Annotated in this window: 18 protein-coding genes and 1 tRNA gene; 11 read left to right on the top strand and 8 right to left on the bottom strand. The window is 65.2% G+C overall.

The window, feature by feature from the left end:
• Positions 1 to 444 precede the first annotated feature (444 nt).
• The 3 genes from LWC34_RS41720 to sftH are packed head-to-tail and all read right to left on the bottom strand — an operon-like array spanning position 445 to position 3979.
• Positions 445 to 960, bottom strand: a complete 516-nt coding sequence (locus tag LWC34_RS41720; protein ID WP_233730726.1) for a GNAT family N-acetyltransferase — start codon at positions 958 to 960, stop codon at positions 445 to 447.
• Complete coding sequence (locus LWC34_RS41715; protein ID WP_233730725.1) at positions 961 to 1623, bottom strand: MOSC domain-containing protein; 663 nt, start codon at positions 1621 to 1623, stop codon at positions 961 to 963.
• Positions 1624 to 1666: 43 nt separating this feature from the next.
• Positions 1667 to 3979, bottom strand: a complete 2313-nt coding sequence (gene sftH / locus LWC34_RS41710; RefSeq protein ID WP_233730724.1) for a DEAD/DEAH box helicase — start codon at positions 3977 to 3979, stop codon at positions 1667 to 1669.
• A gap of 574 nt (positions 3980 to 4553) precedes the next feature.
• Here sftH and LWC34_RS41705 point away from each other — a divergent pair.
• The 9 genes from LWC34_RS41705 to LWC34_RS41665 all read left to right on the top strand — a co-directional run bounded on the left by LWC34_RS41705 (position 4554) and on the right by LWC34_RS41665 (position 17875).
• Positions 4554 to 6818: a sodium-translocating pyrophosphatase gene (locus tag LWC34_RS41705; protein WP_233730723.1), complete on the top strand. Its 2265-nt coding sequence runs from the start codon at positions 4554 to 4556 to the stop codon at positions 6816 to 6818.
• Between the two features lie 118 nt (positions 6819 to 6936).
• On the top strand, positions 6937 to 7560 hold the full coding sequence (locus LWC34_RS41700; RefSeq protein ID WP_233730722.1) for a hypothetical protein: 624 nt from the start codon (positions 6937 to 6939) through the stop codon (positions 7558 to 7560).
• Complete coding sequence (locus LWC34_RS41695; RefSeq protein ID WP_233730721.1) at positions 7557 to 8270, top strand: hypothetical protein; 714 nt, start codon at positions 7557 to 7559, stop codon at positions 8268 to 8270. Before LWC34_RS41700 ends, LWC34_RS41695 begins: the two co-directional genes overlap by 4 nt.
• Positions 8271 to 8319: 49 nt before the next feature.
• A complete protein-coding gene (locus LWC34_RS41690; protein WP_235730870.1) occupies positions 8320 to 8886 on the top strand; it encodes a hypothetical protein in 567 nt (188 codons plus the stop codon).
• Between the two features lie 279 nt (positions 8887 to 9165).
• Complete coding sequence (gene topA / locus LWC34_RS41685) at positions 9166 to 12036, top strand: type I DNA topoisomerase (protein WP_233731024.1); 2871 nt, start codon at positions 9166 to 9168, stop codon at positions 12034 to 12036.
• 933 nt (positions 12037 to 12969) lie between these two features.
• Entirely contained in the window at positions 12970 to 14106 is a 1137-nt protein-coding gene (locus tag LWC34_RS41680; RefSeq protein WP_233730719.1) for a hypothetical protein, read from the top strand.
• A complete protein-coding gene (locus LWC34_RS41675) occupies positions 14088 to 14561 on the top strand; it encodes a hypothetical protein (RefSeq protein ID WP_233730718.1) in 474 nt (157 codons plus the stop codon). The genes LWC34_RS41680 and LWC34_RS41675 overlap by 19 nt, the downstream gene beginning before the upstream one ends.
• Positions 14562 to 14594: 33 nt before the next feature.
• Complete coding sequence (locus LWC34_RS41670; RefSeq protein ID WP_372496734.1) at positions 14595 to 16691, top strand: bifunctional MFS transporter/dTMP kinase; 2097 nt, start codon at positions 14595 to 14597, stop codon at positions 16689 to 16691.
• Positions 16688 to 17875: a DNA polymerase III subunit delta' gene (locus tag LWC34_RS41665; protein WP_233730717.1), complete on the top strand. Its 1188-nt coding sequence runs from the start codon at positions 16688 to 16690 to the stop codon at positions 17873 to 17875. Before LWC34_RS41670 ends, LWC34_RS41665 begins: the two co-directional genes overlap by 4 nt.
• Here the strand turns inward: LWC34_RS41665 and LWC34_RS41660 are convergent.
• Complete coding sequence (locus LWC34_RS41660) at positions 17866 to 19479, bottom strand: hypothetical protein (protein ID WP_233730716.1); 1614 nt, start codon at positions 19477 to 19479, stop codon at positions 17866 to 17868. The genes LWC34_RS41665 and LWC34_RS41660 overlap by 10 nt on opposite strands.
• A gap of 122 nt (positions 19480 to 19601) precedes the next feature.
• Between LWC34_RS41660 and LWC34_RS41655 the strand changes: the two genes are divergently transcribed.
• Positions 19602 to 19678 (top strand) — tRNA-Thr (locus tag LWC34_RS41655).
• 241 nt (positions 19679 to 19919) lie between these two features.
• On the opposite strand, the gene LWC34_RS41650 is transcribed toward LWC34_RS41655, so the two are convergent.
• The 3 genes from LWC34_RS41650 to LWC34_RS41640 form a co-directional block, all read right to left on the bottom strand.
• Complete coding sequence (locus tag LWC34_RS41650) at positions 19920 to 20252, bottom strand: tyrosine-type recombinase/integrase (RefSeq protein ID WP_233730715.1); 333 nt, start codon at positions 20250 to 20252, stop codon at positions 19920 to 19922.
• Between the two features lie 154 nt (positions 20253 to 20406).
• Positions 20407 to 20757 carry a permease gene (locus LWC34_RS41645; RefSeq protein ID WP_233730714.1) on the bottom strand — a complete coding sequence of 117 codons (351 nt, stop codon included), beginning with the start codon at positions 20755 to 20757 and terminating at the stop codon, positions 20407 to 20409.
• A 1054-nt stretch (positions 20758 to 21811) separates the two neighbouring features.
• Positions 21812 to 22933 carry an IS701 family transposase gene (locus LWC34_RS41640; RefSeq protein ID WP_233731022.1) on the bottom strand — a complete coding sequence of 374 codons (1122 nt, stop codon included), beginning with the start codon at positions 22931 to 22933 and terminating at the stop codon, positions 21812 to 21814.
• Between the two features lie 917 nt (positions 22934 to 23850).
• On the opposite strand from LWC34_RS41640, the gene LWC34_RS41635 reads away from it, so the two are divergent.
• Positions 23851 to 24069, top strand: coding sequence for a hypothetical protein (locus LWC34_RS41635; protein ID WP_233730713.1), 219 nt, complete (start codon positions 23851 to 23853; stop codon positions 24067 to 24069).
• Positions 24070 to 24214: 145 nt separating this feature from the next.
• On the opposite strand, the gene LWC34_RS41630 is transcribed toward LWC34_RS41635, so the two are convergent.
• Positions 24215 to 24769: an RICIN domain-containing protein gene (locus LWC34_RS41630; protein ID WP_233730712.1), complete on the bottom strand. Its 555-nt coding sequence runs from the start codon at positions 24767 to 24769 to the stop codon at positions 24215 to 24217.
• Positions 24770 to 25442 lie beyond the last annotated feature (673 nt).

Here is a 25442-nt window from a genome sequence, read left to right as displayed (position 1 = left end):
GCCCGAAGCCAGCTCCAGGTTCCCGATGGATAGCTAGCTAGCCCCAGAACGCCAAGGTCAGCTACGGCTCGAGTTCCAGGCACCGGCCAACCTCGGCAGACAACAACTCCATAGCGCCATTCAGGTTTGCCTTGTCCTAGGTCTGTCGCCGGTTTTCCCGCAACCGCAGCGTGACCAGGACCTGGCGGCCTGCCGAGCACCAGCACATGGCGGGCGGCCTCCCGTTCCGCGACTGCCTCCGGTGAACACGGCCCCACCAGCCGTGATCGGCGATCCTGCCCCCGGGAAATGAATCTCCGGCGGTCGACGCCTTCGCCTCCCGGCGTCGACGCGCTGCGGCAGTCGTGTCGAACGGTCGCAGGCCACCCATGCCACTGGCTCGGCGGCAAAGGCAATACGCAGTGGATGTCGTACGGAACCGGCATCCCCTGCGTATTGCCGTATTCAAGCCTCGGCGCGAGCCGGGACCTCGTAGATGATCTCCAGCCCGTCGTCCTCGTCCCACTGATCGCCAACCGCGACGAAGCCGTACTGCGCCGCCAATCGATAAGAGGCGAGGTTGTCGGGGCTGATGGTCACCCGGACAGTCCCCGCGATCGGCTCATCGGAGGCCCTGAGCAGCAGCGCTTCCAAAGCTGCGCGGGCATAACCCTGCCGTCGATAGGCAGGATCGACGGCGTAACCGATCTCCACCATTCCCGAAGCGTCGGGCAGACCGTGGTACCCAGCCCTGCCGACAGCCAGATCCAGACGCGAATCCCAGATGACACCGGTAACCCAGGCGGCCGCAGCAGGGTTGTCCAAGACCTGCGCACGGCGCATCTGCCACACCCGCCGCCAGTCCGGACCTGCGAAGTAGTCGGTCAATACGACTGGGCTGACCGCGTTCGCCGCCGCCAAATCCCCTCGCGCCAGAGCCTCGAACACCGGCCCGGTGAGGTGCACGATCCGTACTGCCATTCAGGCGTTGTCCAGCTGGATCATCGTGCGCCGGGCGGCCAGCTCCTTTGCCTCTTCAGGAAGCGCGTCCACGCCAAGCAGGTTCGGCAGCAGCTCCGGTTCCCTGGTGAACGCGCGGAACACGAGGTTGATCGTGACGGAGTGGTCAGGCCGGTACACGACCTCAACGTGATCTCCGGCCTGCACGGAACCCGGCGTGATCACCCGGAGGTACGCACCCGGAACCGCCTTCACCACAAAGGTTTTGACCCAGCCCCGAATGTCGAGCCAGACGGCGAAAGTCCGGCACGGCACCCGAGGTACCGAAACCTCCAACACCAGCTGGGACCCGACCTTCCACCGTTCACCGATCAAGGCGTTCGTGATGTCGATTCCAGTGGTCGTGAGGTTCTCGCCGAACGCCCCATCAACGAGCGGCTGTCCCAATTCAGCCGCCCAAGCATCGAGGTCCTCGCGCGCGTAGGCGTACACCGCTTGGTCGTCGCCGCCGTGATGCTGCAGGCTGACGATGTCGTCGCCGACGAGTCCGCTGCCGCCGACACCTGACGGGCCAGGCGCTCGCACCTCAACCGGACCGGTCACCGGCCGCTTGGCGATGCCGGTCATCCCGACTCCGGGCAGGTCAAATGCGGTTCCCGCGTTCACGGACAGGACAGAGGACATCACGCGACCATAGCCATCGGACCGACCTGCGCCGAACGGTTTTCTAAGTGATCGCCTTCAGCACGATGTCCAGTACGGCCACCGCTCCCGCCTTGTCCAACGGCTCGTTTCCGTTGCCGCACTTAGGCGATTGCACGCATGACGGGCAGCCGGACTGGCACTCACAGGAGACGATCGCGGTTCGGGTCGCGGTGAGCCAGTCGGCCATCGCGTGGAAACCGCGATCGGCGAAACCCGCACCACCAGGGTGTCCGTCGTGCACGAATACGGTCGCTTCGCCGGTGTCAGGGTGCATCGCGGTGGAGACACCACCGATATCCCACCGGTCGCACGTTGCCAGCAGAGGCAGCAGGCCGATCGCGGCATGCTCAGCCGCGTGCAGTGAGCCAGGGGTTCGGGCGCGTTCGATTCCTGCGTCGCGCAACAGATCCTCAGAGATCGTGTACCAGACCGCGCGGGTTTCCAGCGTCCGCTCAGGCAAGTCCAGTGGCACCTGGTCGAGCACCTGGCCGGACGGCAGCCGTCGCAGGTAACCGACCACCTGGGAGGTCACTGCGACATCCCCGCGGCACAGCGACACCCCGTCGAAGTCCTGTTTGGTCAGGGTTTTCAGCACCGAGATGTCCACGACGTCCCGTGGCTGCGTCGTCCACTCCGGGTCCTCGGGGTGCACGAACGCCACGCCGGATTCCAGGTCGAGCTCGTCCACCACATAAGACGTGCCCTGATGCAGGTACACCGCACCGGGATGCACGGTCGCGCAAGCCGAACCGGGGTCGACCGTGCCGAGCATCCGCCCGGTGTCCGCCTCGACCACCATCACCTGCTCGCCGCCCGAGCCACGGATGTCCACATTCGCGTGCGGCCGATCCCGCGACGTCCAGTACCACCCGGCTGGACGCTTACGCAGCATTCGATCCGCGACGAGCTCCTGCAGCACTTCGCGGGCCGCGTCGCCACCGAAAGGCGGGAGATCCTTCTCGGTCACCGGCAACTCGGCCGCGGCACAAGCCAGGTGTGGCGCCAACACATAAGGATTGAGCGGATCCAGGACCGTCGCCTCGATCGGTCGGTGCAACATCGCCGACGGGTTGTGCACAAGATAGGTGTCGAGTGGGTCGTCCCTGGCCACGAACACAACCAACGACCCGTCACCCGCCCGGCCCGCGCGCCCGGCCTGTTGCCAGAAAGACGCCAAAGTGCCTGGGTATCCGGCTACGACCACCGCGTCCAACCCGGCGATGTCCACACCGAGTTCCAGCGCGTTGGTGCTGGCCACGCCGAGCAGCTCGCCAGACGCCAGTGACTTCTCCAGCGCACGGCGTTCCTCCGGCAGGAACCCGGCGCGGTACGCGGCCACCCGGCTCGCCAACGAACTGTCCACATGAGACAGAGCGTGCCGCGCCGACAAGGCGGTCAGCTCGGCGCCACGGCGAGAACGCACGAATGCGAGCGTCCGCGCACCCTCCACGACCAAGTCCGTGAGGATCCGCGCGGTTTCGGCGCCCGCCGAGCGACGGACGGGCGCGCCGTTCTCGCCCGTGAGCTCGTCCATCAACGGCGGTTCCCATAGCGCGACAGTCCGCGCGCCTCGCGGGGAGCCGTCTTCAGTGACCGCGACGCATTCGACACCAGACAACCGGGTCGCCGACACCGCCGGATCCGACACCGTTGCGGAGGCCGCAATAAATATTGGGTCCGAACCGTAATGCTTGGCGACCCGGCGCAGTCTGCGAAGCAACAGCGCCACGTGCGAACCGAACACGCCGCGGTACGCGTGCGCCTCGTCTACCACTATGTATCGCAACCGCCGGAAGAACTGTGCCCAGCGTGCGTGGGACGGCAGGATGCCGCGATGCATCATGTCCGGGTTGGTAAACACCCATCGGGCGTGTGCCCGCACCCAGTCCCGCTCCTGCATCGGCGTGTCGCCGTCGAAACTCGCCGCACGGATGTCCGGTAGGTCCAGCTCGCGCAGCGCGCGCAACTGGTCGGCGCCAAGGGCTTTCGTCGGCGAGAGATAGAGCGCGGTGCTCTTGCGATCGGTCGCGAACGACGACAAAACGGGAAGCTGGTAAGCCAAGGACTTTCCGGACGCCGTGCCCGTCGAAAGCACGACGTGCCGCGAGTTCCAGATGTGCTCGGCCGCCTCGATCTGGTGCGTCCACGGCCTTTCCAACCCGCGCGCCCGGAACGCGGCAACGACCTCGGCCGGGGCCCAATCCGGCCATTCGGCGAACCGCGGCAGGCGTTCGGGCAGATCTTCGGCGTGGGTCAACGGGTTCTCGTTGGCCGGAACACCGGCAAGCACCCGGGAAAGCAACTGCCGCCCGCGCTCAGTTCGCACGTCACCCACGTGAACGAGCTAAGCACACACTCCCGACAGTGTTTATGGCCCTCGCTTCGCTCGGGCGGGCTTTGTCGCCAAAGCCGGCCATTTCCACCCCGCCCCACGCTGCCGACGCCGCTCAGTGCCTGATCACCGCCGTGGCTGGGGCGGCGTCGGGCGTGTTGCGTGGCGTAAATGACCGGCGCGACAAAGCCAGGCCTATCGGGCGTGTTGCGGGGCTTAACTGACGGCGTGGCAAAGCCCGAGGTTGTCGGGCGCGATTTGGCTTGGATGGCTTGGGTGCTCTGTCGCCTGGATGTGTGACCAGCGCCACGTTCCGGTGCGGTATGAACTAGCTGGGAGAACGAGCCGAAGTTCTTGTGCCGCAAAGGTAATCGGGCGGTTCAGCGCCTCTACTTGATCGATACCGAGATCGATAAAACGAAGATAACGGAACGTACACGGCCGGGGACGCCTCACAAACGCCATTCCCCTTACACATAGACTCCGCCGACGTCCCACCACTTGTGGTGGTGAGCACGTCCCGTCGGGGTAGCAACAGCGGACGGGAGAAATCGGCAGATGTCACAGGAGGACATGGATGTCCGGGCAACACCTTGCGGAGGCTGCGCTCTCCGGTGGTGACCGCAGCGTTGTCGCTGTCGTCGCCGTGGTGGCCCTCGCTGCTCTTGCCGTCGGTTATGTACTGCTCAGGGAGGTGCTGGCCGCGGGCCAGGGCACCGCGAAGATGCAGGACATCGCCAAGGCGGTTCAAGAGGGCGCGGCGGCCTACCTGAAACGACAGCGCAACACCTTGACGATCTTCGGCGTCTTGGTGTTCTTGCTGCTCTTCGCGCTACCGGCGGATACCGTCAGCGAACGGATCGGCCGGTCGATCTTCTTCCTGGCCGGCGCGGTGTTCTCGTTCGCTATCGGTTATCTCGGCATGTGGCTGTCCACGCAGGCGAACCTCCGGGTCGCCGCGGCCGCCAACGACGAGGGCGGGCGCGAGAAGGCGACGCGGATCGCGTTCCGCACCGGCGGTGTGGTCGGTATGGCGACCGTCGGTCTCGGTCTGTTCGGCGCCGCGCTGGTCGTACTCGTGTACGCCGGTGAGGCACCGAAGGTGCTCGAGGGCTTCGGTTTCGGTGCCGCGCTGATCGCGATGTTCATGCGTGTCGGTGGCGGTATCTTCACCAAGGCCGCCGACGTCGGCGCCGACCTGGTCGGCAAGGTTGAGCAGGGCATTCCGGAGGACGACCCCCGTAACGCCGCCACCATCGCCGACAACGTGGGTGACAACGTCGGTGACTGCGCGGGTATGGCCGCGGACCTCTTCGAGTCCTACGCCGTGACCCTGGTCGCCGCGCTGATCCTGGGCAGTGCCGCGTTCGGCACGCAGGGCCTGCTGTTCCCGTTGATCGTCCCGGCCATCGGTGTGATCACCGCCGTCATCGGTGTGTTCATCACCAAGGCGCGTCCCGGCGAGAACGGCCTCAGCGCGATCAACCGGTCCTTCTACATCTCCGCGTTGATCTCGTTGGTGCTGTGCACCGTTGCCGCGTTCACCTTCCTGCCGACCTCGTTCGCGGGTCTCGAGGGTGCCAAGAACGCCGCGCTGACCGGCAACCCCGGTCTGATCGCCGCGGTCGCCGTGATCATCGGCATCGTGCTCGCCGGCATCATCCTCTGGCTGACCGGTTACTACACCGGTACCGAGCACAAGCCGGTCAAGCACGTCGGTGAGACGTCGGAAACCGGTGCGGCCACGGTGATCCTGTCCGGTATCTCGGTCGGTTTCGAGTCCGCGGTGTACACCGCGATCGTGATCGGCGGCGCGGTCTACGGCGCCTTCCTGCTTTCCGGTGACGTCACTGTCGCGCTGTTCGCGATCGCTCTCGCCGGTTGTGGTCTGCTGACCACCGTCGGCGTCATCGTCGCGATGGACACCTTCGGCCCGGTGAGCGACAACGCTCAGGGCATCGCGGAGATGTCCGGCGACGTGTCCGAAGAAGGCGCGAAGATCCTGACCGAGCTGGACGCCGTCGGCAACACCACGAAGGCGATCACCAAGGGCATCGCGATCGCGACAGCCGTGCTCGCCGCGACCGCGCTGTTCGGTTCGTACAGCGAGGCGATTCGCGACGCGGGCAACACAGCGGTGGACTTCGCGGCGAACATCGTCAGCCCGAACACCCTTGTCGGTGTGCTGATTGGTGCGGCGGTCGTGTTCATGTTCTCCGGTCTGGCTGTCAACGCCGTGTCCCGCGCCGCGGGCGCGGTTGTGTACGAGGTACGGCGCCAGTTCCACGACAACCCCGGCATCATGGACGGTTCGGTCCGTCCCGAGTACGGCCGCGTTGTGGACATCTGCACGAGGGACTCGCTGCGTGAGCTGATGACGCCGGGTCTGCTGGCCGTGTTCGCACCGATCGCCGTCGGCTTCGGTCTCGGCGTCGAAGCGCTCGCTGGTTACCTCGGCGGCGCGATCGCGACCGGCACGCTGATGGCCGTGTTCCTCGCCAACTCCGGTGGTGCGTGGGACAACGCCAAGAAGCTCGTCGAGGACGGCAACCACGGTGGCAAGGGTTCTGACGCGCACGAGGCCACCGTTATCGGTGACACCGTCGGTGACCCGTTCAAGGACACCGCTGGCCCGGCCATCAACCCGCTGATCAAGGTGATGAACCTGGTGTCGGTGCTGATCGCGCCCGCCATCGTCACGTTCATCATCGACGGCGACACCGCGCTGCGGATCGTCATCGCGCTGGTCGCGGTGGCCATCGTCGCCGCGGCGGTCATCGTGTCCAAGCGTCGCGGCAGCGCGATCGCGGACAGCCCGGCAGAGCAGGTCAACAGCGCCTGATCAGCTGAACAGTCGAGTGAGGGCCACCCCACCTTTGGCGGGGTGGCCCTCACTTTGCCCAAACCAGGGCGCGGGTACCGTCGCTGTGGTCCTGTCCTCCCCGAGCCCAGGAGAGCTCATGAGTCGTCGCCTCACGATCGTTGTGTTCGCGGCCGCGATGGCCCTAGCCGGGTGCTCGAGCAGCGGTGATGACAGCGCCAAGGACGCCTCGGGCCAGTTCGGCGGCACTCCGCAGCAGCCGTCCGAGAACGGTGGCGGTGGCGGCGAACCGACGACGCCACCCGCGCCACCGGAGCCGAGCAACGGCGACCCGGTCAAGTGGATGGACAACCTGTGCACGCCGATCAGCGACTTCAACCGGTCGCTCGGTGGCCGGATGGGTGATCTGGCCACGGCGGCCGACCAGACGCAGATGCAGGCCAAACTCGGCCAGTTCATCGACAACCTTGCCGGTGGGCTCGGTGGCACGGTCGCCAGGCTGAAACTGCTGGAACCCGCCCCGCTCAAGGGTGGCGACGACGTGAAGAACAAGATCATCAGCACGTACACTGCCTCGCAGAACGCCCTCAAGGAAGTGGCGGCGCGGGCGCGTGCGGGTGACCAGGACGCGATGGGCCAGGTGATGGAGAGCCTCGGCGAGGAGACCTCCAAGATGGCCGACCCGTTCAAGGACAACGACCCCGCCGAGGTGCGGGACGCGATGGCGAAGGCACCACGATGCAAGGATCTGCAGACCAGTTGATCGTTCGCCGTGTCCTTCCCGCCGTTGCCGGATTGCTGCTGGTAGCTGGCTGTCAGGTGCCCGCGAGCTCGTCGAACCGGCAAGGACCGACGACTCCGTCGGCCGCCACGGTCGCCGCGGTGCAGTGGGCCGACAAGCTCTGCGGCGTGATCCTTGAGTACGACAGCGCCGACGTGAAGCTCGAAGTGGACTCGACCAGCACGGACGCCGCTGTGTCGTCGTTGCGGCGGTCCCTTGAGGCGATGCTGGCCCAGGTCGACGGCACGCTGGTCAAGCTGGGTGAGGTCGGGCAGGCGCCGGTCGCCGGTGGTGACGAGGCCACACGGACCTTGATCACGCTGCTGCAGGGCCGGAAGGAGATTCTGGACAAGTCACAGCGTCAGTTGTCCTCCGACCTCGCCAGCGACCGTACAAGGGCCACCAGCGTGCTTCAGCAGATCGGCACGGACCTGCAGCAGCTCAAACCGCCGGTGAATCCGCTCGAAGGCATGGCGACGCGGTTCCCCGAGCTGCAGGCGGCCGCACGCAGCGCGGACAGCTGTACGGAGATCTCAAGGACGCGGGCGAGCAGGACAGCCTTGCCGCCGCCGTCGTCCACTGACGAGTTTCCGACAACAACTCCCTCGTTCCCGACGACGACCCCGCCGACCGGCACTGGTACCGGGACGCCGTCGTCCACGCCGCCGCCGACCGAGGAGACGACTTACTGATATCTCGCGGGGTTGGAACATATGTTCTACTCTGTGACACGTGGGGCAGATGTCGTTCTTCTCCGCCGAGGCCAACCAGCCGGGTGTCTGCGACCTGGCTGGACTTCTGTGTACCTCCGGCCAGGTCGCGCACTTCGCGCGCCGGGCCGCGCGGCTCTCGGTGGTGCTCGACGAACTGTGGCGCCGTGACGCGTTGGCGCAGGCCTTCGCCGAGCGCGGCATCGATCCTGAGGTGGGTCTGTCCGAGGAGGACCACCCGCTGGTCAGGACCGCTTTCCGGACCGATCTGATCGGCATGGCCGACGCGTGGACTCGTGGCGCGGTCAAATCGGTGCCGGTCGGGTTCGCGCTGGACGGCGCCGCCCTGCGGTTATGGGTGCTCGCGGCCGGTCGCTGGGTCGACAACGGCTACCTGCTCGGCCTCGATCCGAGGGCGCCGGAGACGCATGAGCCGCTGGTCCAGGCGCTGACCCGGATTGGGCTGCCGGCCGGATTGCTCGGGGTCCGTGGTGGCGGTCCCGGCCTTCGGCTGACTGGGCGACGCCGGATCGGCCGCCTGGTCGAACTGGTCGGCCGGGTGCCATCGGCGGCAGCGGAGCCGTACTGGCCGGTCTAAGAGCCGCTAAGATTCATCCATCTGGGTGAATTTCTCTCGCGCGCGTAGGGTCGCTACCGGTGATGCGTACCGACACGTCGTCGTGCTAGTAGTGAGTTGCCGGTAGACCGAGCCGTACCGCGTTTCACGTGCGACGGGACACGCTTCGGTAACGAGCCGGACGCTCTCGGCGAGTTAGAGAGGGTCATCGGCGGCAGCAGTACGACACGCCGATGCTGGTGTGCTCCGGGCCACCTCCGCTTCGGCTTGTGGCATCGGGCAGTGCACACTGACGGGCTGATGCTCGAAGTCGAGCATCTCGACAGGCGGGACAGAGGGCAGGAAAGCGTGGCAGCAACTCGGACGAAGAAGAGCGACAGTTCGGCAAACGGTGCCGAACCGCGCCGGTTGGTGATCGTCGAGTCGCCGGCGAAGGCGCGCAAGATCGCCTCCTACCTCGGCCAGAACTTCGTGGTCGAGTCGTCCAAGGGGCACATCCGTGATCTGCCCCGCAAGGCCGCCGAGGTACCGGCGAAGTACAAGGGCGAGTCGTGGGCGAGCCTCGGCGTGAACGTGGACAGCGGCTTCGAGCCGATCTACATCGTCACGCCGGACAAGAAGTCCACGGTCACCGAGCTCAAAGAGGCCTTGAAGGACGTCGACGAGGTCTACCTCGCGACAGACGGTGACCGCGAGGGCGAGGCCATCGCGTGGCACCTCCTCGAGACGCTCAAGCCCAAGGTGCCGGTGCGCCGGATGGTCTTCTACGAGATCACCGAGCCCGCCATCCGCGAGGCCGCGGCCAACCCCCGTGACCTGGACCAGCACCTGGTCGACGCCCAGGAGACCCGGCGGATCCTCGACCGGCTCTACGGCTACGAGGTCAGCCCGGTGCTGTGGAAGAAGGTCATGCCGAGGCTGTCGGCAGGCCGCGTGCAGTCCGTGGCGACCCGGATCGTGGTCCAGCGCGAGCGTGAGCGGATGGCCTTCGTCTCCGCCTCGTACTGGGACATCGCGGCGACCATGGACGCCGGCGCCAGCGCCGACCCGCGCACCTTCGGCTCCAGGCTCATCTCTGTGGACGGCAGCAGGCTCGCCACCGGCCGTGACTTCGGCCCGGACGGCAAGCTGAAGAACGCCAGCGACGTGCGTCTGCTCGACGAGACCGAGGCGCGCCGCCTGGCAGAGGCCCTCAACGGCGCCGACATGCGTGTCGCGAGCGTCGAGGAGAAGCCGTACACCCGTAAGCCCTACGCGCCGTTCATGACGTCAACGCTGCAGCAGGAGGCCAGCCGCAAGCTGCGCTTCTCGGCCGACACCACCATGCGTGTCGCCCAGCGCCTGTACGAAAACGGTTACATCACCTATATGCGTACCGACTCCACGACGCTGTCCGAGACAGCGATCGCGGCAGCTCGTGCGCAGGCCGAGAGCCTGTACGGCAAGGAGTTCGTCCACCCGACGCCCCGCCAGTACACGCGCAAGGTGAAGAACGCGCAGGAGGCGCACGAGGCCATCCGCCCGGCCGGTGAGGTGTTCCGCACGCCCGGCCAGGTCGCCAACGAGCTGCAGTCGGACGAGTTCAGGCTATACGAGCTGATCTGGCAGCGCACGATCGCGTCCCAGATGGCGGACGTCCGCGGCACCACGATGACCGTGCGGATCGTCGGCACGGCCGCGTCCGGCGAAGAGTGCACGTTCTCCTCGTCCGGCCGCACCATCACCTTCGCGGGCTTCCTCAAGGCGTACGTCGAGACCGTCGACTCCGAGCAGGGCGGCGAGGCCGACGACGCCGAGCGCAGGCTCCCGCAGCTGGTCAAGGACCAGCCGGTGACCGCGACCGAGCTGACCGCGGACGGCCACTCGACCAACCCACCGCCCCGCTACACCGAGGCCAGCCTGATCAAGGCCTTGGAAGAGCTGGGCATCGGCCGCCCGTCGACCTACTCGCCGACGATCAGCACGATCCAAGCGCGCGGCTACGTGTGGAAGAAGGGCGCGGCCCTCGTCCCATCGTGGATCGCCTTCGCGGTGGTCGGCCTGATGGAGCAGCACTTCGGCAGGCTCGTGGACTACGACTTCACGGCAACGTTGGAAGACGAGCTCGACGGCATCGCAGCGGGCAGGCAAGAGCGCAACGACTGGCTGTCGGGCTTCTACTTCGGCGGAGCGGTCGGCCCGGAAGGCTCGGTCGGCCGAGCAGGCGGACTGAAGAAACTGGTCGGCACGGGCGTCGACGAAATCGACCCGAGGCTGGTCAACTCGATCCCGATGTTCGAAGACGCCGAAGGCCGAAAGGTCGTGGTGCGCGTCGGCCGCTTCGGGCCCTACCTTGAGCGCGAGGTGGACGGCGAGTCGCAGCGTGCGAACCTGCCCGAAGACCTCCCGCCGGACGAGCTGACCCTGGCGATCGCCGAAGAGCTGTTCTCAACCCCGCAGGAAGGCCGCTCGCTGGGCACCGATCCGGTAAGCGGGCACGAGATCGTCGCGAAAGACGGCCGCTTCGGCCCATACGTAACCGAAGTCCTGCCGGAAGAGAACGGAAACAAGAAGGTCAAGCCGCGGACGGGTTCGTTGTTCAAGTCCATGTCCCTGACAGACGTGACCTTGGAAGACGCACTGAAGCTGCTGTCATTGCCACGTGTTGTCGGCAAGGACCCGGCGTCCGGCGACGAGATCACCGCCCAGAACGGCCGCTACGGGCCGTACTTGAAGAAGGGCACCGACTCGCGCTCGTTGGCGACGGAAGACCAGATCTTCACGGTCACGTTGGACGAGGCGTTGAAGATCTACTCGGAACCGAAGAAGCGCGGTCGCGCGGCTGCGGCCTCGGCACCGCCATTGAAGGAACTCGGCAACGACCCGGTTTCTGGCAAGCCGATGGTCGTGAAGGACGGCCGCTTCGGCCCGTACGTGACGGATGGCGAGTTCAACGCGTCGCTGCGCAAGTCCGACAGCGTGGAAGCGCTGACGGATGAGCGTGCCGCGGAGTTGTTGGCGGAGAAGCGCGCCAAGGGCCCAGCCCCGAAGAAGACCCCCGCCCGCCGCGCGACAAAGACCGCCGCAACGAAGACCGCGACGAAGTCGGCGGCCAAGTCGACGAAGACAGCGGCTACGAAGACCGCGGCCAAGCCGCGTGCGACGTCTTCTCGCGCCAAGTCGAAGTCCTGAGGTGACGGCCTGACGGCAGCTGTTGGCTGTCGTCAGGCCTTTCGCCACGCCGGGCCACGGATGGCGCCCGGATCTTGATGGGCACGCGAGTCGGCACCTCGGATGGCCTCGAACTTTCGCCGGGTTCCCCTGCTGAATGCGGGTTCGCCACATGAAATCGGACAGGCCACCCGCGAATTTGCGGGTTCACCGGCCAACCTCCGCTGGAGCTGGGCCCGGTGTCGTGCCAGCACACAGGCCAGCCGTCGCTGGTGCTCTTCGCCCGTAGTGGGCCCTGCGTCGGCCAGCACACAGGCCCACTGCCTCTCGCGCCTTCACCGGCCAGCCGTCGCCAGCCAGCTTTCGCCTGCACTAGGCCCGACATCGTGCCAGTACAGTCAGGTCCCCGAAGTTGTCCACAGACCCCCTGTGGATCATGAAGCTTCTGTTGCCTTAGCAGGTCAAAGGCAAAAAATCCTGTGGATAACTATCCCGCCAGCACCCGGGCCTGTCGGCACCCGCCGATACACTGGCAACCGGGGGGCGAAGGCCGAACCCGGCACCCCACCCCCAAGGCCCGAAGCCGACCATCACGCGAAACCCCTACCCCCCAACACTTTCGGACACACGTCCGCCAATGCCCGAGGGGGACCCCCTGATTTTCACACTACCGGAGAGGGGGGACAGGGCGGGCTGGTTGCCCACAGGTTATCCACAGGGGTGGTGATGGGGGTCGAATGAACGGTTATCTGCCCTGTTCAGAGGCTTGCTGAGGCTGTGGATAACTTGACCGGCTAGCGTTAGCCCGACGTTGATCAGGGTGAGGGGCGTGCTGTGCACGGTAGGGCTGAGCGGCGAGCGGTTGAGACGTGGTTTCGCCGCCGTGGGTTGCCGATGGTCGTACGCCGCGCAAGGCGAGGCACGCCCCTAATCTCACGAGCGACACCAGGCCTCGTGTTCCTGATCATCTTCCTGCCGCTGGTCCACCTGGTCGACCACGTACTCGAACAAGTCGACGTGGACACGGTCAGCAGCGAAGCGGCCCTCGGCGTGGTGGCGTTGGTGTTCGCCATGGTGATCGCGCCGGTGCTCGCCGCATGGACCGCCGCGTGGGCGCTAAGGCGCCGTACCGAGCGAACGCGACTCATCATCGCCATCTCCGCGCTGGCCGTGTGGCTGGTGCTGTACCCAGCCGTCCGCAAACTGACGGGCCTCGGCGAGAACCTCACGGCGTCAATTGGCTCGGCCGTCATCTCCACGGCCCTGGTGCTGCTGTTCGTCCTCGTTGGCGCCGGGTCGATCATCGGCTGGGCGCTGAGAGTCGCCATTCGGCACGTGGGGCGGATCGGCAGCCTGACGAGCCGAGCGTTGCCGTTGCTTCTGCTGTTCCTGCTCTTCGGGTTCATCTCGACCGAGACGTGGCAGATCGCCGAGAAGCTGGAAGCCAACGGCCATCGCACCAGCCTGTGGCTGGTCATCGGTTTGTTCGCGCTGATGGGATCGCTGTTCCTGATCGCCATTCTGCGTGACGAGGGCCGCGACATGATGGCCAAACACCGTGCGGCCGGCGCGATGGACTACGAGGTCGTGCTGCGGACCACGCCATTGCGTGGCCTCACACAAGAGGTCCGCAACTTCCCGTTGACGTTGCGGGAGAAGGCCAACCTCGCCGTCGTCGTGTACCTCGCGCAGGCTTTGCAGGCCGTCGTTTTCTCCTTCGTGGTGTTCTGCTTTCTCGTCATCTTCGGGCTGATCGCGATCGACGACAGCGTCATCGCGGGGTGGCTTGGGCATCCGCCGTCGGCTGGCGGGAAGCTCTTCACAATTCCGCTACCCGGAGTAAGCGATGAGCTGATCCGGGTCTCGATGTTCTTCGCTGGCTTCTCCGGGGTGTACTTCGCCGCATCGATCGCGACAGACGCCACGTATCGCAAGTCTTTTTTTGAACCGCTCATGGCAGATGTCGCAGTGAGCCTCGCTGCGAGGGACGCATATCTCACGCTTTGGGAGGGAGATGAGACCGCATCGGGCTACCCTGAAGAGGGGCCTTTGACAGCGGAGGGTGACCTGGAGTGGCACAAGACTCAGTGAACGGGGTCGACGGCACTTACGAACCGGCGCCGCCGCCAGTGCTGTCCGATCCTTTGTCCGGTCTGGTGACCGGCGCGAACTTCCCGACGCAGCGCCGTGACGAACATCTGCCTGTCGCTGCACCGAAACTGCCCAGTCCCGAGGACGTACGCGAAGCCGTCGACGCGCTGGCGGAGGAGGAGTCGGCACCACCGGCTGCTCCCGCGCCGCCACCTCCGGCAGTCAGAGAAGCGCCGGGGATCATGCGTCCGCTCAGGCAGTGGCCGTCGGCTGCCGCCGTCGCTCGCACGCTACGCGCCACCCGTGACCGGATTCAGGCGCCGCCCGCGGCGCGCAAACCGGCTGGCATGCGCAGCGGGATGACCGTAGTTATGGTGATAGTGCTGGTCACAATCGTGATTCTGTACTTCGTGATCACCAGCCTTGCCGACACGTTCAGCCAGCTCTTCGGGTGACATCCGGCGCAGCTACGCTGGTGCCGGAATGAGGTGGGTCGTATCAGCGTAGGCGGGGACCAGACTGCACGGGTCGAGGACATTCCCTCGGTCCGCTCCGACGCATCCCTGGCACACCGGATCCGCAGCGTGCTGGCCATTCGGCCGTTCCGCCGCCTCTGGGGTGTCAGCTTCATCTGCAGCACCGGCGACTGGCTGTCGCTGCTCGCACTGACCGGGCTGATCACCAAGCTCACCGACGACTACGCGTTCCAGAACTACGCGTTCGCCGGTGTCGTGCTCACCCAGCTGCTGCCCGGCCTGCTGTTCGCGCCGTTCGGCGGCCTGCTCGCGGACAAGTTCGACCGGCGAAAAGTCATGGTCGCCTGCGACGTCATGCGCGGCGGCCTGCTGATCTCGATCGCGGTCGTCGGCACGCCGGTGTGGCTGCTGATCGCCAACTTCCTGGTCGGCTGCTGCCAGCTGCTGTGGATCCCGTCCAAGGACGCGGCCGTGCCCAACCTGCTGCGCCGCAAGGACCAAGTGGAGACGGCGAACCAGCTGGCGCTGGTGATGACCTGGGGCATCTCGGTGATCGCCGGTGCCGGGCTCTACGCGCTGATCACTGGCATCTCCTCGCAGGTGTTCCACGTCAAGCTGGACGACACCGGCATGGGGATGGCCACGATCATCGTCGCCATCAACGGCCTTTTTTACCTGACGTCAGCGGTCATCGTCGCGACTCGGATCCCTGAGCTGTCGATCCGCGTGGCCACGCCGCCGAAGAAACCGGACACGCCGGACGACGAGCCGCCGAAGGACAACACCGGCCTGTGGGCGATGTTGCGAGACGGGCTGCGCTTCATCCGCAGCACGCGGCTTGTCAGAGGCCTGCTCATCGGTATGACGGGCGCCTTCGCCGCGGCGGGCGCGCTTGTTGGCAGTTCGAAGCCGTACTCGTCCAGCCTGCTTGGCGGTGATTCGGCGTTCGGTTGGCTGTTCGCGGCGCTGTTCATCGGTCTTGGCACCGGTATGGCGTCGGCGACCAAGATGGCCAGCCGGATCCCGCACAACCGCTTGTTCGGCATCTCGATCGTGCTCGCGGGTCTTGGTCTGCTGCCGACCGCCGCGTCGCCGCACCTCTGGGTTTCGCTGATCGCGGTCGCATTTGTCGGCGCGTGTGCCGGAATCGCGTTCCTCACCGGTGTCACGATCATCGGGACGCAGGTCGAAGACGCCATCCGCGGCCGGATCAACGCGATCTACCAGTCGCTGATGAAGATCATCCTGGCACTGTCGATGATCATGGTGCCGTTGTTCATCGGTCTCGTCCGGCCGCGCAACGTGGAGATCTTCGGGACCGCGGTACGGATCGACGGCACCCGGCCGGTGCTGTTCGTCGCCGGGTTGATCGCCGCGCTTGTCGGCGTGATCGCCTACCGGCAGATGGACGACCGCCGCGCCGAGACGATCCTCGCCGACCTGAAGGCCGCGATCCGTGGCAAGCCGCGTCGGTCGACCGGTCTGCTGATCGCGATCGAAGGCGATACGGCGCAGGACACCGCGTCGCAGTCCCGGCTGCTGACCGACTTCCTCCGTAAATCCGGCAACCGCGAGATCCTGCTGGCGACCGATCCGACGCTCAATGACCGGCGCCTTAGGGCTGTTCTTGCCGGCGCCGAGCTGACCGGTGCACGCGCGCACGCATTGGTCGCAGCGGCTGTACGGGCGGACATCGTGGAGCGTGAGATCCGCCCAGCGCTGGATCGCGGCGCGATCGTCGTGATGGAGCGGTTCGTCGACAGCCCGTTCGCCCACTTGTCTGCCGTTGCCGGGCTCGACCCGGAGGAGATGGAAGGGCTGACGGACTGGGCGACCGCGAAACTGCGGCCCGACCTGACCGTGCTGCTCGACCGTGACCCGGCGACCTTGCCGCCAACGACTTACCAGTCCAACGACCACCACTGGCGCGTGCAGGACTTGCTGCTGGAAATGGCGTCGTCCGACCCGGACCGCTATGTCGTGGTGGATTCGGACGACGATGACCAAGCCACTTCGCAGCGAGTCCAGATGGCAGTGCTCGGCGCGATCGCGGCCCGCAAACTTGGGCTCGACGAGGCCGACGATCGGACGCCAGTGGAGGCCCAGTGACCGTCTGGTCGCAAGTGGTCGGTCAGGCTGAAGCCGTCGTAATACTGACCAAAGCCGCACAAGCGGCCGCGTTGATCGTGCGTGGTGAACAAGCCGCGTCAGGTGGCATGACGCACGCGTGGCTGTTCACCGGACCGCCTGGGTCGGGCCGTTCGGTTGCTGCACGGGCCTTCGCCGCGGCTTTGCAGTGCGAATACGGCACGGGTTGCGGTGAGTGCAGTGGTTGCCGCACAACCATGGCAGGCACGCATGCGGACGTCCGACTCGTTGTGCCAGAGGGTCTGTCCATTTCGGTCGCTGAGATGCGTGCGTTGGTGCAGACCGCGGCAAGGCGTCCAACCGGTGGCCGCTGGCAGGTCGTGATCATCGAGGACGCCGACCGTCTCACCGAAGGCGCGGCCAACGCACTGCTCAAGGCGGTCGAGGAACCGCCGGATCGGACTGTGTTCCTGTTGTGTGCGCCGTCGGACCATCCCGACGACGTGTCAGTGACCATCCGATCCCGTTGCCGTGGCGTGTCTTTGCGTATCCCACCGGCAAGTGCGATCGCGGAAGTGTTGATAGAGCGCGATTCCGTCGACCCGGACACGGCGACATGGGCTGCTTCGGTGTGCGGCGGCCATGTTGGCCGCGCCCGGCGCCTGGCGACCGACGAGTCCGCCCGTGACCGCCGTGCTGCGGTGTTGCGGATTCCGTTGGGTTTGCGGCGCCCTGGCGACGTGTTCTCGCTCGCCGACGAGTTGGTCAAAGTGGCCGAGAACGAAGCGGCTGAGCAGAGCGGAACACGTGACGAGATCGAACGTGAAGCGCTGAAAACCGCGTTGGGTGCGGGTGGAACAGGAAAAGGCACGGCTTCGGCGACCCGCGGTTCAGCTGGCGCCTTGAAAGAGCTCGAGCGTCGCCAGAAATCCCGCGCCACCCGAACGCAGCGAGACACCCTCGACCTTGCTTTGGTTGACCTGGCTGGGTTTTATCGTGACGTCCTGGTGACGGCGAGCGGCTCGGAAGCCTCGCTGAACCACCCTGACCACGCGAAGGACGCGCGGACCGCTGCTGCATCGTGGTCGCCTGAGTCGACGCTCCGGCGCCTCGAAGCAGTGCTGTCCTGTCGTGAGGCGCTCGAGCTGAACGTCAAGCCACGCATTGCCGTCGAGGCAATGGTGACCACGCTCTACTACGGCTGATCGCGGCGCCGCCGGGGAAGCGCGGCGACCATGATGACGCCGAGCATCAGCAGCGTCGTGCCCGTCCAGAACATCGGAATTGCTTGGTACGCGCTCGTGTACGCGAGCGGCGGCTCTTTCTGTGGTGGTGCCTTGGCAGGCGGCCCGCCCGCGGTCCCACACACCACCCCGCCGGTCGGCGCCGCGGCCCGCGCGATCTGCTCACCCAGCGACACCTGCGCCAACGCGGACGGAAGGCCAGGCAGACCAAGCGCTTGCGTCGGCAGCAGCTGCAGGTCGAGCATGCGCGCGCTGGCGGCGAGCTGGTGGCCCTTGAACGGCTGCGTCATGTCATCGGTCTTCTGCTGAAGGCCCGCGATGGACAGCCGGAAAACGCCGATGTCGAGCTTGAGCTGGTTGAGCTCACCGGCCTTGGGGATGAGTGGCGAGTCCTTCGGCAGCGCGTTGGCGAGATCGCCGACGAGCGGAAGCTTCTTGAACGCGTCCGGCAACTGACTGCTCAGGCCGGGAAGCGGAATGCCGATGGGCACATCGAAAGTCGGATGCGCGGCGTCCAATGTGTACAGAACCTTGTCGCCCTGCTTGACCTGAAGGACCGGCGCGACGTACTTGACGGTCGACGTCTTGGCGTCGCCGGTGGACGTGACCTGGAGCGTCGGCTGGCTGACGACGTTGATCGACATCGCGAACGGCGTCCCACCAAGCAGGTTGAGGCTGGCGACCTGAAGGGTGGACGTCGACCGCACGGCCTTGTTCGCCGAACCGGGAATGTCGACGAGTTCGACGACCGACCGCGTGGACAACGTGTTCGGCAGGCTGATCAGCGACCCATCACCCTTACCGCTGCCTGGCCCCGGGAGCAGTCCGCCGAGCTCAGCCAACGGTCCAGGCAAAGCCTTGAGCTGATCGGTGAGAGCGGTCAGCTGATCAGGATTGAGCTTGGAGTCAGTGAGCTTCCCGGTGAGATCGGTGGTGCCAGGAAGCGTCGGAATCGCGTTCAACAGGCTCAAATTGGCAACTGACGTGCTCGCGTCGGACAACGGCGTGACACACGGGCCAAGAGTCTCGCTCCATCGCGCGTGCGCACTCCCGTTCATCAACCCAACCCGCACCAACGCGTCCAGCGGAGTCTGCGGCGGATTGAGCCCGAAGGTCATAGGCTTCGTGTTGTCAGGGGGAGAAGTCTGCGCGACCGAACCCGGCGACTGCGGACTCTTGCCCTGAACAGCGACCCCACCAGGCGAAGCCTGAGCGATGGAGTGCTCGGTGGCCAGATAGGACTCGGAGTTGACCTGAGCGCTCGACAACCCGAACCCAACCTCAAGCGCGGACTGCTTCGGCAACTTGTCGGAATAACCAGGCAGGATCGTGTTGGTCGGAGCCGACGCAGGCAACAACCGGATCATCGAAAGCGCGGTGCCAGCGTCCCCGATCGCATGCCCCAGCGGCTGGGGACCATTGGGCGCGGAAGCAGGCGGGTCGTTCGGGTTGTTCGGCGGCGGAATCGGCGTCGTCGCAGGCGGCTGCGCCAACGCGGCGCCAGGAGCGGCCACAAGCGCGAGCACAGCCACAACCGCTGGCATAGCGAAAGCGCTACTGCGCATGAACGGACCCCTCCTCTTGCGACCGCCGTCACACATCCAACGACCGACCAGCCGATCGGTGACTCACCCGAGCGGGTGGTCGTAAACGCCTCGACGGGGCCCGCTACACTTGTCGAGGACACGCCGCCTTAGCTCAGTCGGCCAGAGCGACGCACTCGTAATGCGTAGGTCAAGGGTTCGATTCCCTTAGGCGGCTCCATGCTTGACCAGCGAAAACGCCCGGACACCGAACATGGTGGCCGGGCGTTCGTCTCATTTCGCGTCTCAGTTAGCTCTGACGGCATCCCTTGTGAGACTGCCGTTTCGGCCCTCTGCGGCGGGGTGTCGCACGTGGACCTAACCCACCTAACCCGCTAACTTCCCGCAGCTCGCGGCGCGAATCAGGCGCCTAACCCGCCGAGTTAGGAATCTAACCCGGCTGCGCGGACCTAACCCGTGATCTAACCCGCCTCCCGCTGGTCGCCCGGCGGTGACCACAGCAGGTTGCCCATCTGCCCGGCAATGCCCTGCTCGATCTCGTCCGGCACGTGCATGTACCGGCTGGCCATGGATGCCGCCGTCCAGCCCATCAGCTCCATGACGGCCCGGATAGGCGTCCGGAGGACCAGCAGCATGGTTGTCGTGGTGTGGCGCGCGTCGTGCAGCCGTGCCGCCCGGACCTCTGCCACGGTGAGCAGGTCTCGCCACTCCTGGTAGTCCGCACGCGGATCGATCGGCTTGCCGGTGGGCTGAGTGAACACCCATCCGTTGTCCTGCCACAGGTTCGCGGCCAAGCGCCGCTGTTCGGCTTGCTCCTCCTGATGCTGGAACTACGCCGTCTTCTTTCAATGACGCAGCCGAGAGCATGTGTGACGACGACACGGGCTTTCGATGTGCAACGCCAGCTGAGACGCTTGAAACGCTGCTGACTCGCCGGTAGAGCGGCGGCTACTGGTCGTCTCGCTGTTCGCCCTGACCGATGATGGTGTTGAGCAGGTTCACAATCTGCTGTTGCCCGGCGGCCGTGGCGTCGAATTTGCCGCGCATTTCGGTGAATCCGTCCCTGACCTGTGTGCGAAGGTCGGCCACGTCCTCACGCATGGCGTTGAAGCTGGACGTCGTGGCCTGCCGGAAGTCGCGGATCTCGCCGCGAATCTCCGCTACATCGCGGTCCGCCCCGCCAGCCAAAACCCGGGCGGCGGCTGCATCCTGCTCGCTGAGCCTGACGCGGTCGGCCAACTCCCGGACTTGTGTCTCCAGGGCGGCGACGCGGGCTTCCAATTCGTCAGGCTGAGCCATGACCAGCAGCGTACCGGGCGCCCGACGGGCCGCGCATTACCGCGTGGCTACACGGTAATGCGGCTAAATCAGTAGCGAGCTGGTCAAGCTGTGTGCCAGCCGCTAGCGCGGGTGCTAGGTCTAGCACTTCCGAGTGCTATGCAGGTGGCGAACGCTAGGCGCGCTCTAGCTCCCGTCCGGCCGTCTCAGTCCGGCCCTGTCCGGAGAACCCCCTCCTGTTCCAGCCGTGTCACTGACCAGGGCGAACGTACGGCTACGGACTGCCTCGAACGACTATCCCGAGTCCTCGTAATGCGTAGGTCAAGGGTTCGATTCCCTTAGGCGGCTCCATGCTTGACCAGCGACAACGCCCGGCCATCCGTCACGGCGGCCGGGCGTTCGTCTCAGTTTCCGTCTCAGTTAGGTGCGATGAAACCTCTTGCCAGGCGGCCATTTCAGCCCCCTGCGGTAGGTCGTGCGAGTGAGCTAACCGCTAACCCACCTAACTTTGCCCAGCTCAGGCGCCGAATCAGGCACCCAACCCGCTGGGTTAGCAATCTAACCCGCCAGCGCGGACCTAACCCGTGATCTAACCCGTCTCCCGCCGGTCGTCAGGCGGTGCCAAGAGCAGGTTGTCTAGCTGGCCCGCGATGCCCTGTTTGATCTCGTCAGGCACATGCATGTACCGGCTTGCCATGGATGTAGCCGACTAGCCCAGACAGAGTGGCGACGTGTCCGCCGGTACCTAAACCGTCATCGCGGCGAACTTGCGCAGGTTGCGGCAGACCTTTACAGGCCAGACCTTCGCGTCGGACCGGCGCCATTCATGGCACCATCAGATTGGATGCCAGACGGACCGGTACGGCTTGAAGATATCGAGCTTGACTGGCTAGTACGACAGCAGCACAGTGTTATGCCTGTTGATATGTGCGGTGTTGTCGCTGGTAGTGGCTGTGACGGGCGCGGGTCTGGTGGCGTCGGCGCCAGGTAGACCAGTGCTGGATGTGTGCTCGGGGGTGTATTGGACGGGTGAGGGTGGCCCAGAGTCGTCGTATTTCGTTGCAGGATAACGGGATCAGCCGGTCAGGATCGGTTCTGGCGCTCCCTTTTCCGGCGCCGGATGGGGCGGTGGTGGGGTGCGGATGCGTTCAGTATGGGCGGTCACGGCCAGGAACGCCGCGGCGAGCATGGCCAGGGTGATGTGCCGGTACCACGCGATGTACTTGCGGACTTGATAATGGTCCAGCCCGGTCTCGTTCTTGGCGAACTGGAACGTTTCCTTCACCGCCCAACGGGATCCGGCCACGCGCACCAGTTCCGCGAGTGGCACCGGACCGGCGGTGTGGCAGACGTAGTAGGCCAGATCGGTCGGATCGCTGATCGAGCGACGCACCAGCAGCTGATGCCGCTCGCCGGGACCGGGATCGATCAGCAGCCAGTCATACAAGCGGTGGCCCTTGCTGCCCCGCCCGGCCGAGAGCCGCTGCCAGCCCCGCGCCGGTGCCCGGCCGGCCAGCACGTCCGCGCGCGCCGGCCCGGTCGGCGTGGTCACCTGGTAATCGCAGGACACCGCCAGCACGTAGTTCACCGCCTGCTCGGCCAGCCAGTCGCGCAGGGCCGGGTTGTCGCCGTAGAGCTCGTCCGCGGTGAACCAGCCCACCGTGACCCCGGCCTCCAGCAGCCGGGCGAGCATCCGGCGGGCCAGCTCGGGTTTGGTCGCGAACTCGACCTCGTCGCCGATCCCGGCCTCGCGACAGCGATCCCGGTCGGCACACCAGGACTTCTGCGGCAGGTAGAGCTCCCGGTCGATCAACGCCCGGCCATGCCGGGAGACATAGGTCAGAAACACGCCGACCTGACAGTTGTCGATCTTGCCCGAGGTGCCGGTGTACTGGCGTTGCACACCCGCGGATTTGGTGCCCTTCTTGATGAATCCGGTCTCGTCGCCGACGAACACCCCACTCGGGTCATCCAGATGCGCCAGCACGTAGCCACGCACATCGTCGCGCACCGCCTCGGCGTCCCAGCGGTAGAAGTTCAGCAGGCGCTGCATGCCGTCCGGGCTGCTCTCCCCGGCGAGCTCCGCCAACGACCAGGAGTTCTTGCGCTCCACACCAGACAGCAGCCCTAGTAGGTACTTCTGAGCACGGGCACGCGAATCGGCCTGCGCGAACCGGCCAGCTACCAGCGCGAACATGTCGTCAAACCCGGCCTGCCAGCGGGCGAAACCCTCGTCTACTACAGTCTCCGACGCGGCCACCGCGTCTTCCTCGAGTCCAATCACACCTCGAAGTTGATCACGCGGTGGCCGCACCCATGATCACGACCCCGCACCAAGATCACACTGTGCTGCTGTCGTACTAGACGACACGGCCGATATTCCGGTGACAGGCACGGAACCGGAGGCGCAGGCTGTTTTGCCATTGCGGGCACCTGGACGTAGGTTTGATCGATACACTTCCGCAATTCGGTATCTCGGACCCGCCGTCCCTCTTTGAGAACCGCGCGAGTTATCGACTCCTTGAGGCCGAACTAAAACCCGGTTCGAGCCGAATGAAGTTCGGACTAGGAACCTACTTTGACAAGTTGGATGCGTCAGAGGCCGCTGCGCATGAACTAGCGGCGGTGGTCCGCGCGCAAACGGAAGCAGCCGCGCAAGACTGGACCGCGTTGCCGCTTCGTGCGCTGATCGGTGACCCCTTTGATCTCCACCGACGGGCCGTCATGCCCGCAATCGAGACATTGACTCTTCGTCGGAATCGGGAGACAGGAAACGCTACTTTCCTGCTGCACTGACGAGATCCGGCTAAAGTTGCGACGGCCGCGGGAATCTACGGTCTCATCCCGGCGGGCGAGTTTCAGCCCTCTAGCGTTAAATCCTGGGATCGGAATAACGACTTCGACCTGTGGCGCAATATGGTTCGTGAGTACTCTGAGGAATTGCTTGGGGAGCCTGAGCGTGACGGCAGTCAGAATGAACCCCTGGACTACGAAGGGTGGTCGCTCTATCGAAGCTTGCAGCAAGCTAGGCGCGACGGAACAGTCGCAGCGTATTGCGTCGGCGTGGGCTTGGATACGCTGACTTTGACTGCGACCATCCTTACGGTGGTCGTGATGGACGATAACGTCTTTGACGAACTTTTCGGCGAGACTGTGCGTATTAACACGGAGGGCGTACTGGTTACCGCGGCCGATTCAAACTCAGTTTCGGAAGGATTGCCGTTTACTGAGGAAACCGTGCAACGGCTGCTGACTTCTGAGCCGATGGCGTCGCCGGGCGCATGCATTCTGGCGCGAGCGTGGCAGTATCGCGACCAAATCTTGGCGCGTTAGGGGCATAACAGGTTTCGCCCGGTGGCGGCCAGGTGTGACAGTTGGCTAGCGGCACTGTCACACCTAGAGGCCGCGTCGGGTCTCAGATATTAGGGCTCAGTTCGCCAGGGGCCGACCTGCCGACAGTGATCAGCGCAAGCCGCTGTCAGCGAAGCCTGAACTGTTGGGCAGCGGTACCGTTGCAGGTATGTTGCCAGAGAGGTACTTCATTTCCAGTAGAGGATCTCGGGACGTCAAGACACTGACCGCTGTGACGAGCGGTAAACGTGTATGTCTGGACGGGAAAGGTTCCCAAGGCGGTAATTGCCCATTGCTGATTCCATCCGGAATGACAATCATGCTGGATGATCGGCACGCCATTACCGATCCAGCCGCCGTTAACATCAATACACTTGCCACTTAGCTCGCTAACTATTTGGTGGTGGCGGCCGTCGCCTACCGGGACAAATTTCCATCTTTGCCCCGGGATGCCCTTGCAATTAATTTGCTGTATACGAGCTCCGTTATTGAAAGCGCCGTCCTCGGTGCGAATATCAAGGCATTTTCCACTGTTTACGTTGATGATCTCGACGAAGGCTTGCTTGGGCAGTGGCGCGGCCACTGTTGCGTGCGCACTCACTTTAACTGTCGACAGGGCGACCAGGGTCAACAGAAGGGCGCCAGCCGAGATGAAGCTGACCCTCCATGAGGGCATACCCATGTTCTCTCCTTTACTTGATGTTAGACTTTCTCCTTTGCCTGGTGTTATACGCGCATAAACCCTAGATTGGACCCGTCGTCAGACCTTGACACAAGGGGCCACGTCCGTCGCGAAGAGGCAAAAATGTGACATTGGCGCTAAATCGACGCTGGGCGGGCTTGAGTTTCCTGGAACAGTGGGGAGTACTGCGAGAAAATCGGGGCACGTTAGGACACACGGTGGGGGTTCTCAACCGAAAGGTGTGACAATCGGCCATTGCGTCGCTGTCACACCTGTAACTTTGTCACTCTATGGTGCCTGACCTGCGGAAACTTGAGTGGCAGGGGAGTGACACCGCCCTGTCTGGCCTCGGGAGAGGAAGAGGCTGGAAAAGGTGGGGGCGATCCCCAGCGATCACGCCCTGAGATGCCGTAGAGCGCCTATCTCGACTCGCCTGGTGTGGATGGTCCAGCGCTCAGCGACAGGCCATCCTGCGTCCGGCCCGGAAATTCCCCCGTCACGTCCTCTCGACGGGTGTCTACCCCCCCCATTACCGCGCTGGTCACGACCCATGCCACAGGGGTCTACCCGGGTAGAGGGAGAGGGCTACCGTGCCGTCGCGTAAGGCCTCCCGCGACGCCTGGCCCGGCAGGGGCTGAATGAGGCCTGTCGCAGTCCGCGCACGCCTGTAACC

The organism is Kibdelosporangium philippinense, from assembly GCF_021390435.2.
GTDB lineage: Bacteria > Actinomycetota > Actinomycetes > Mycobacteriales > Pseudonocardiaceae > Kibdelosporangium > Kibdelosporangium philippinense.
Note: the sequence above shows the minus strand (reverse complement) of the source record. Positions and strands in the feature narration are given on the sequence as shown.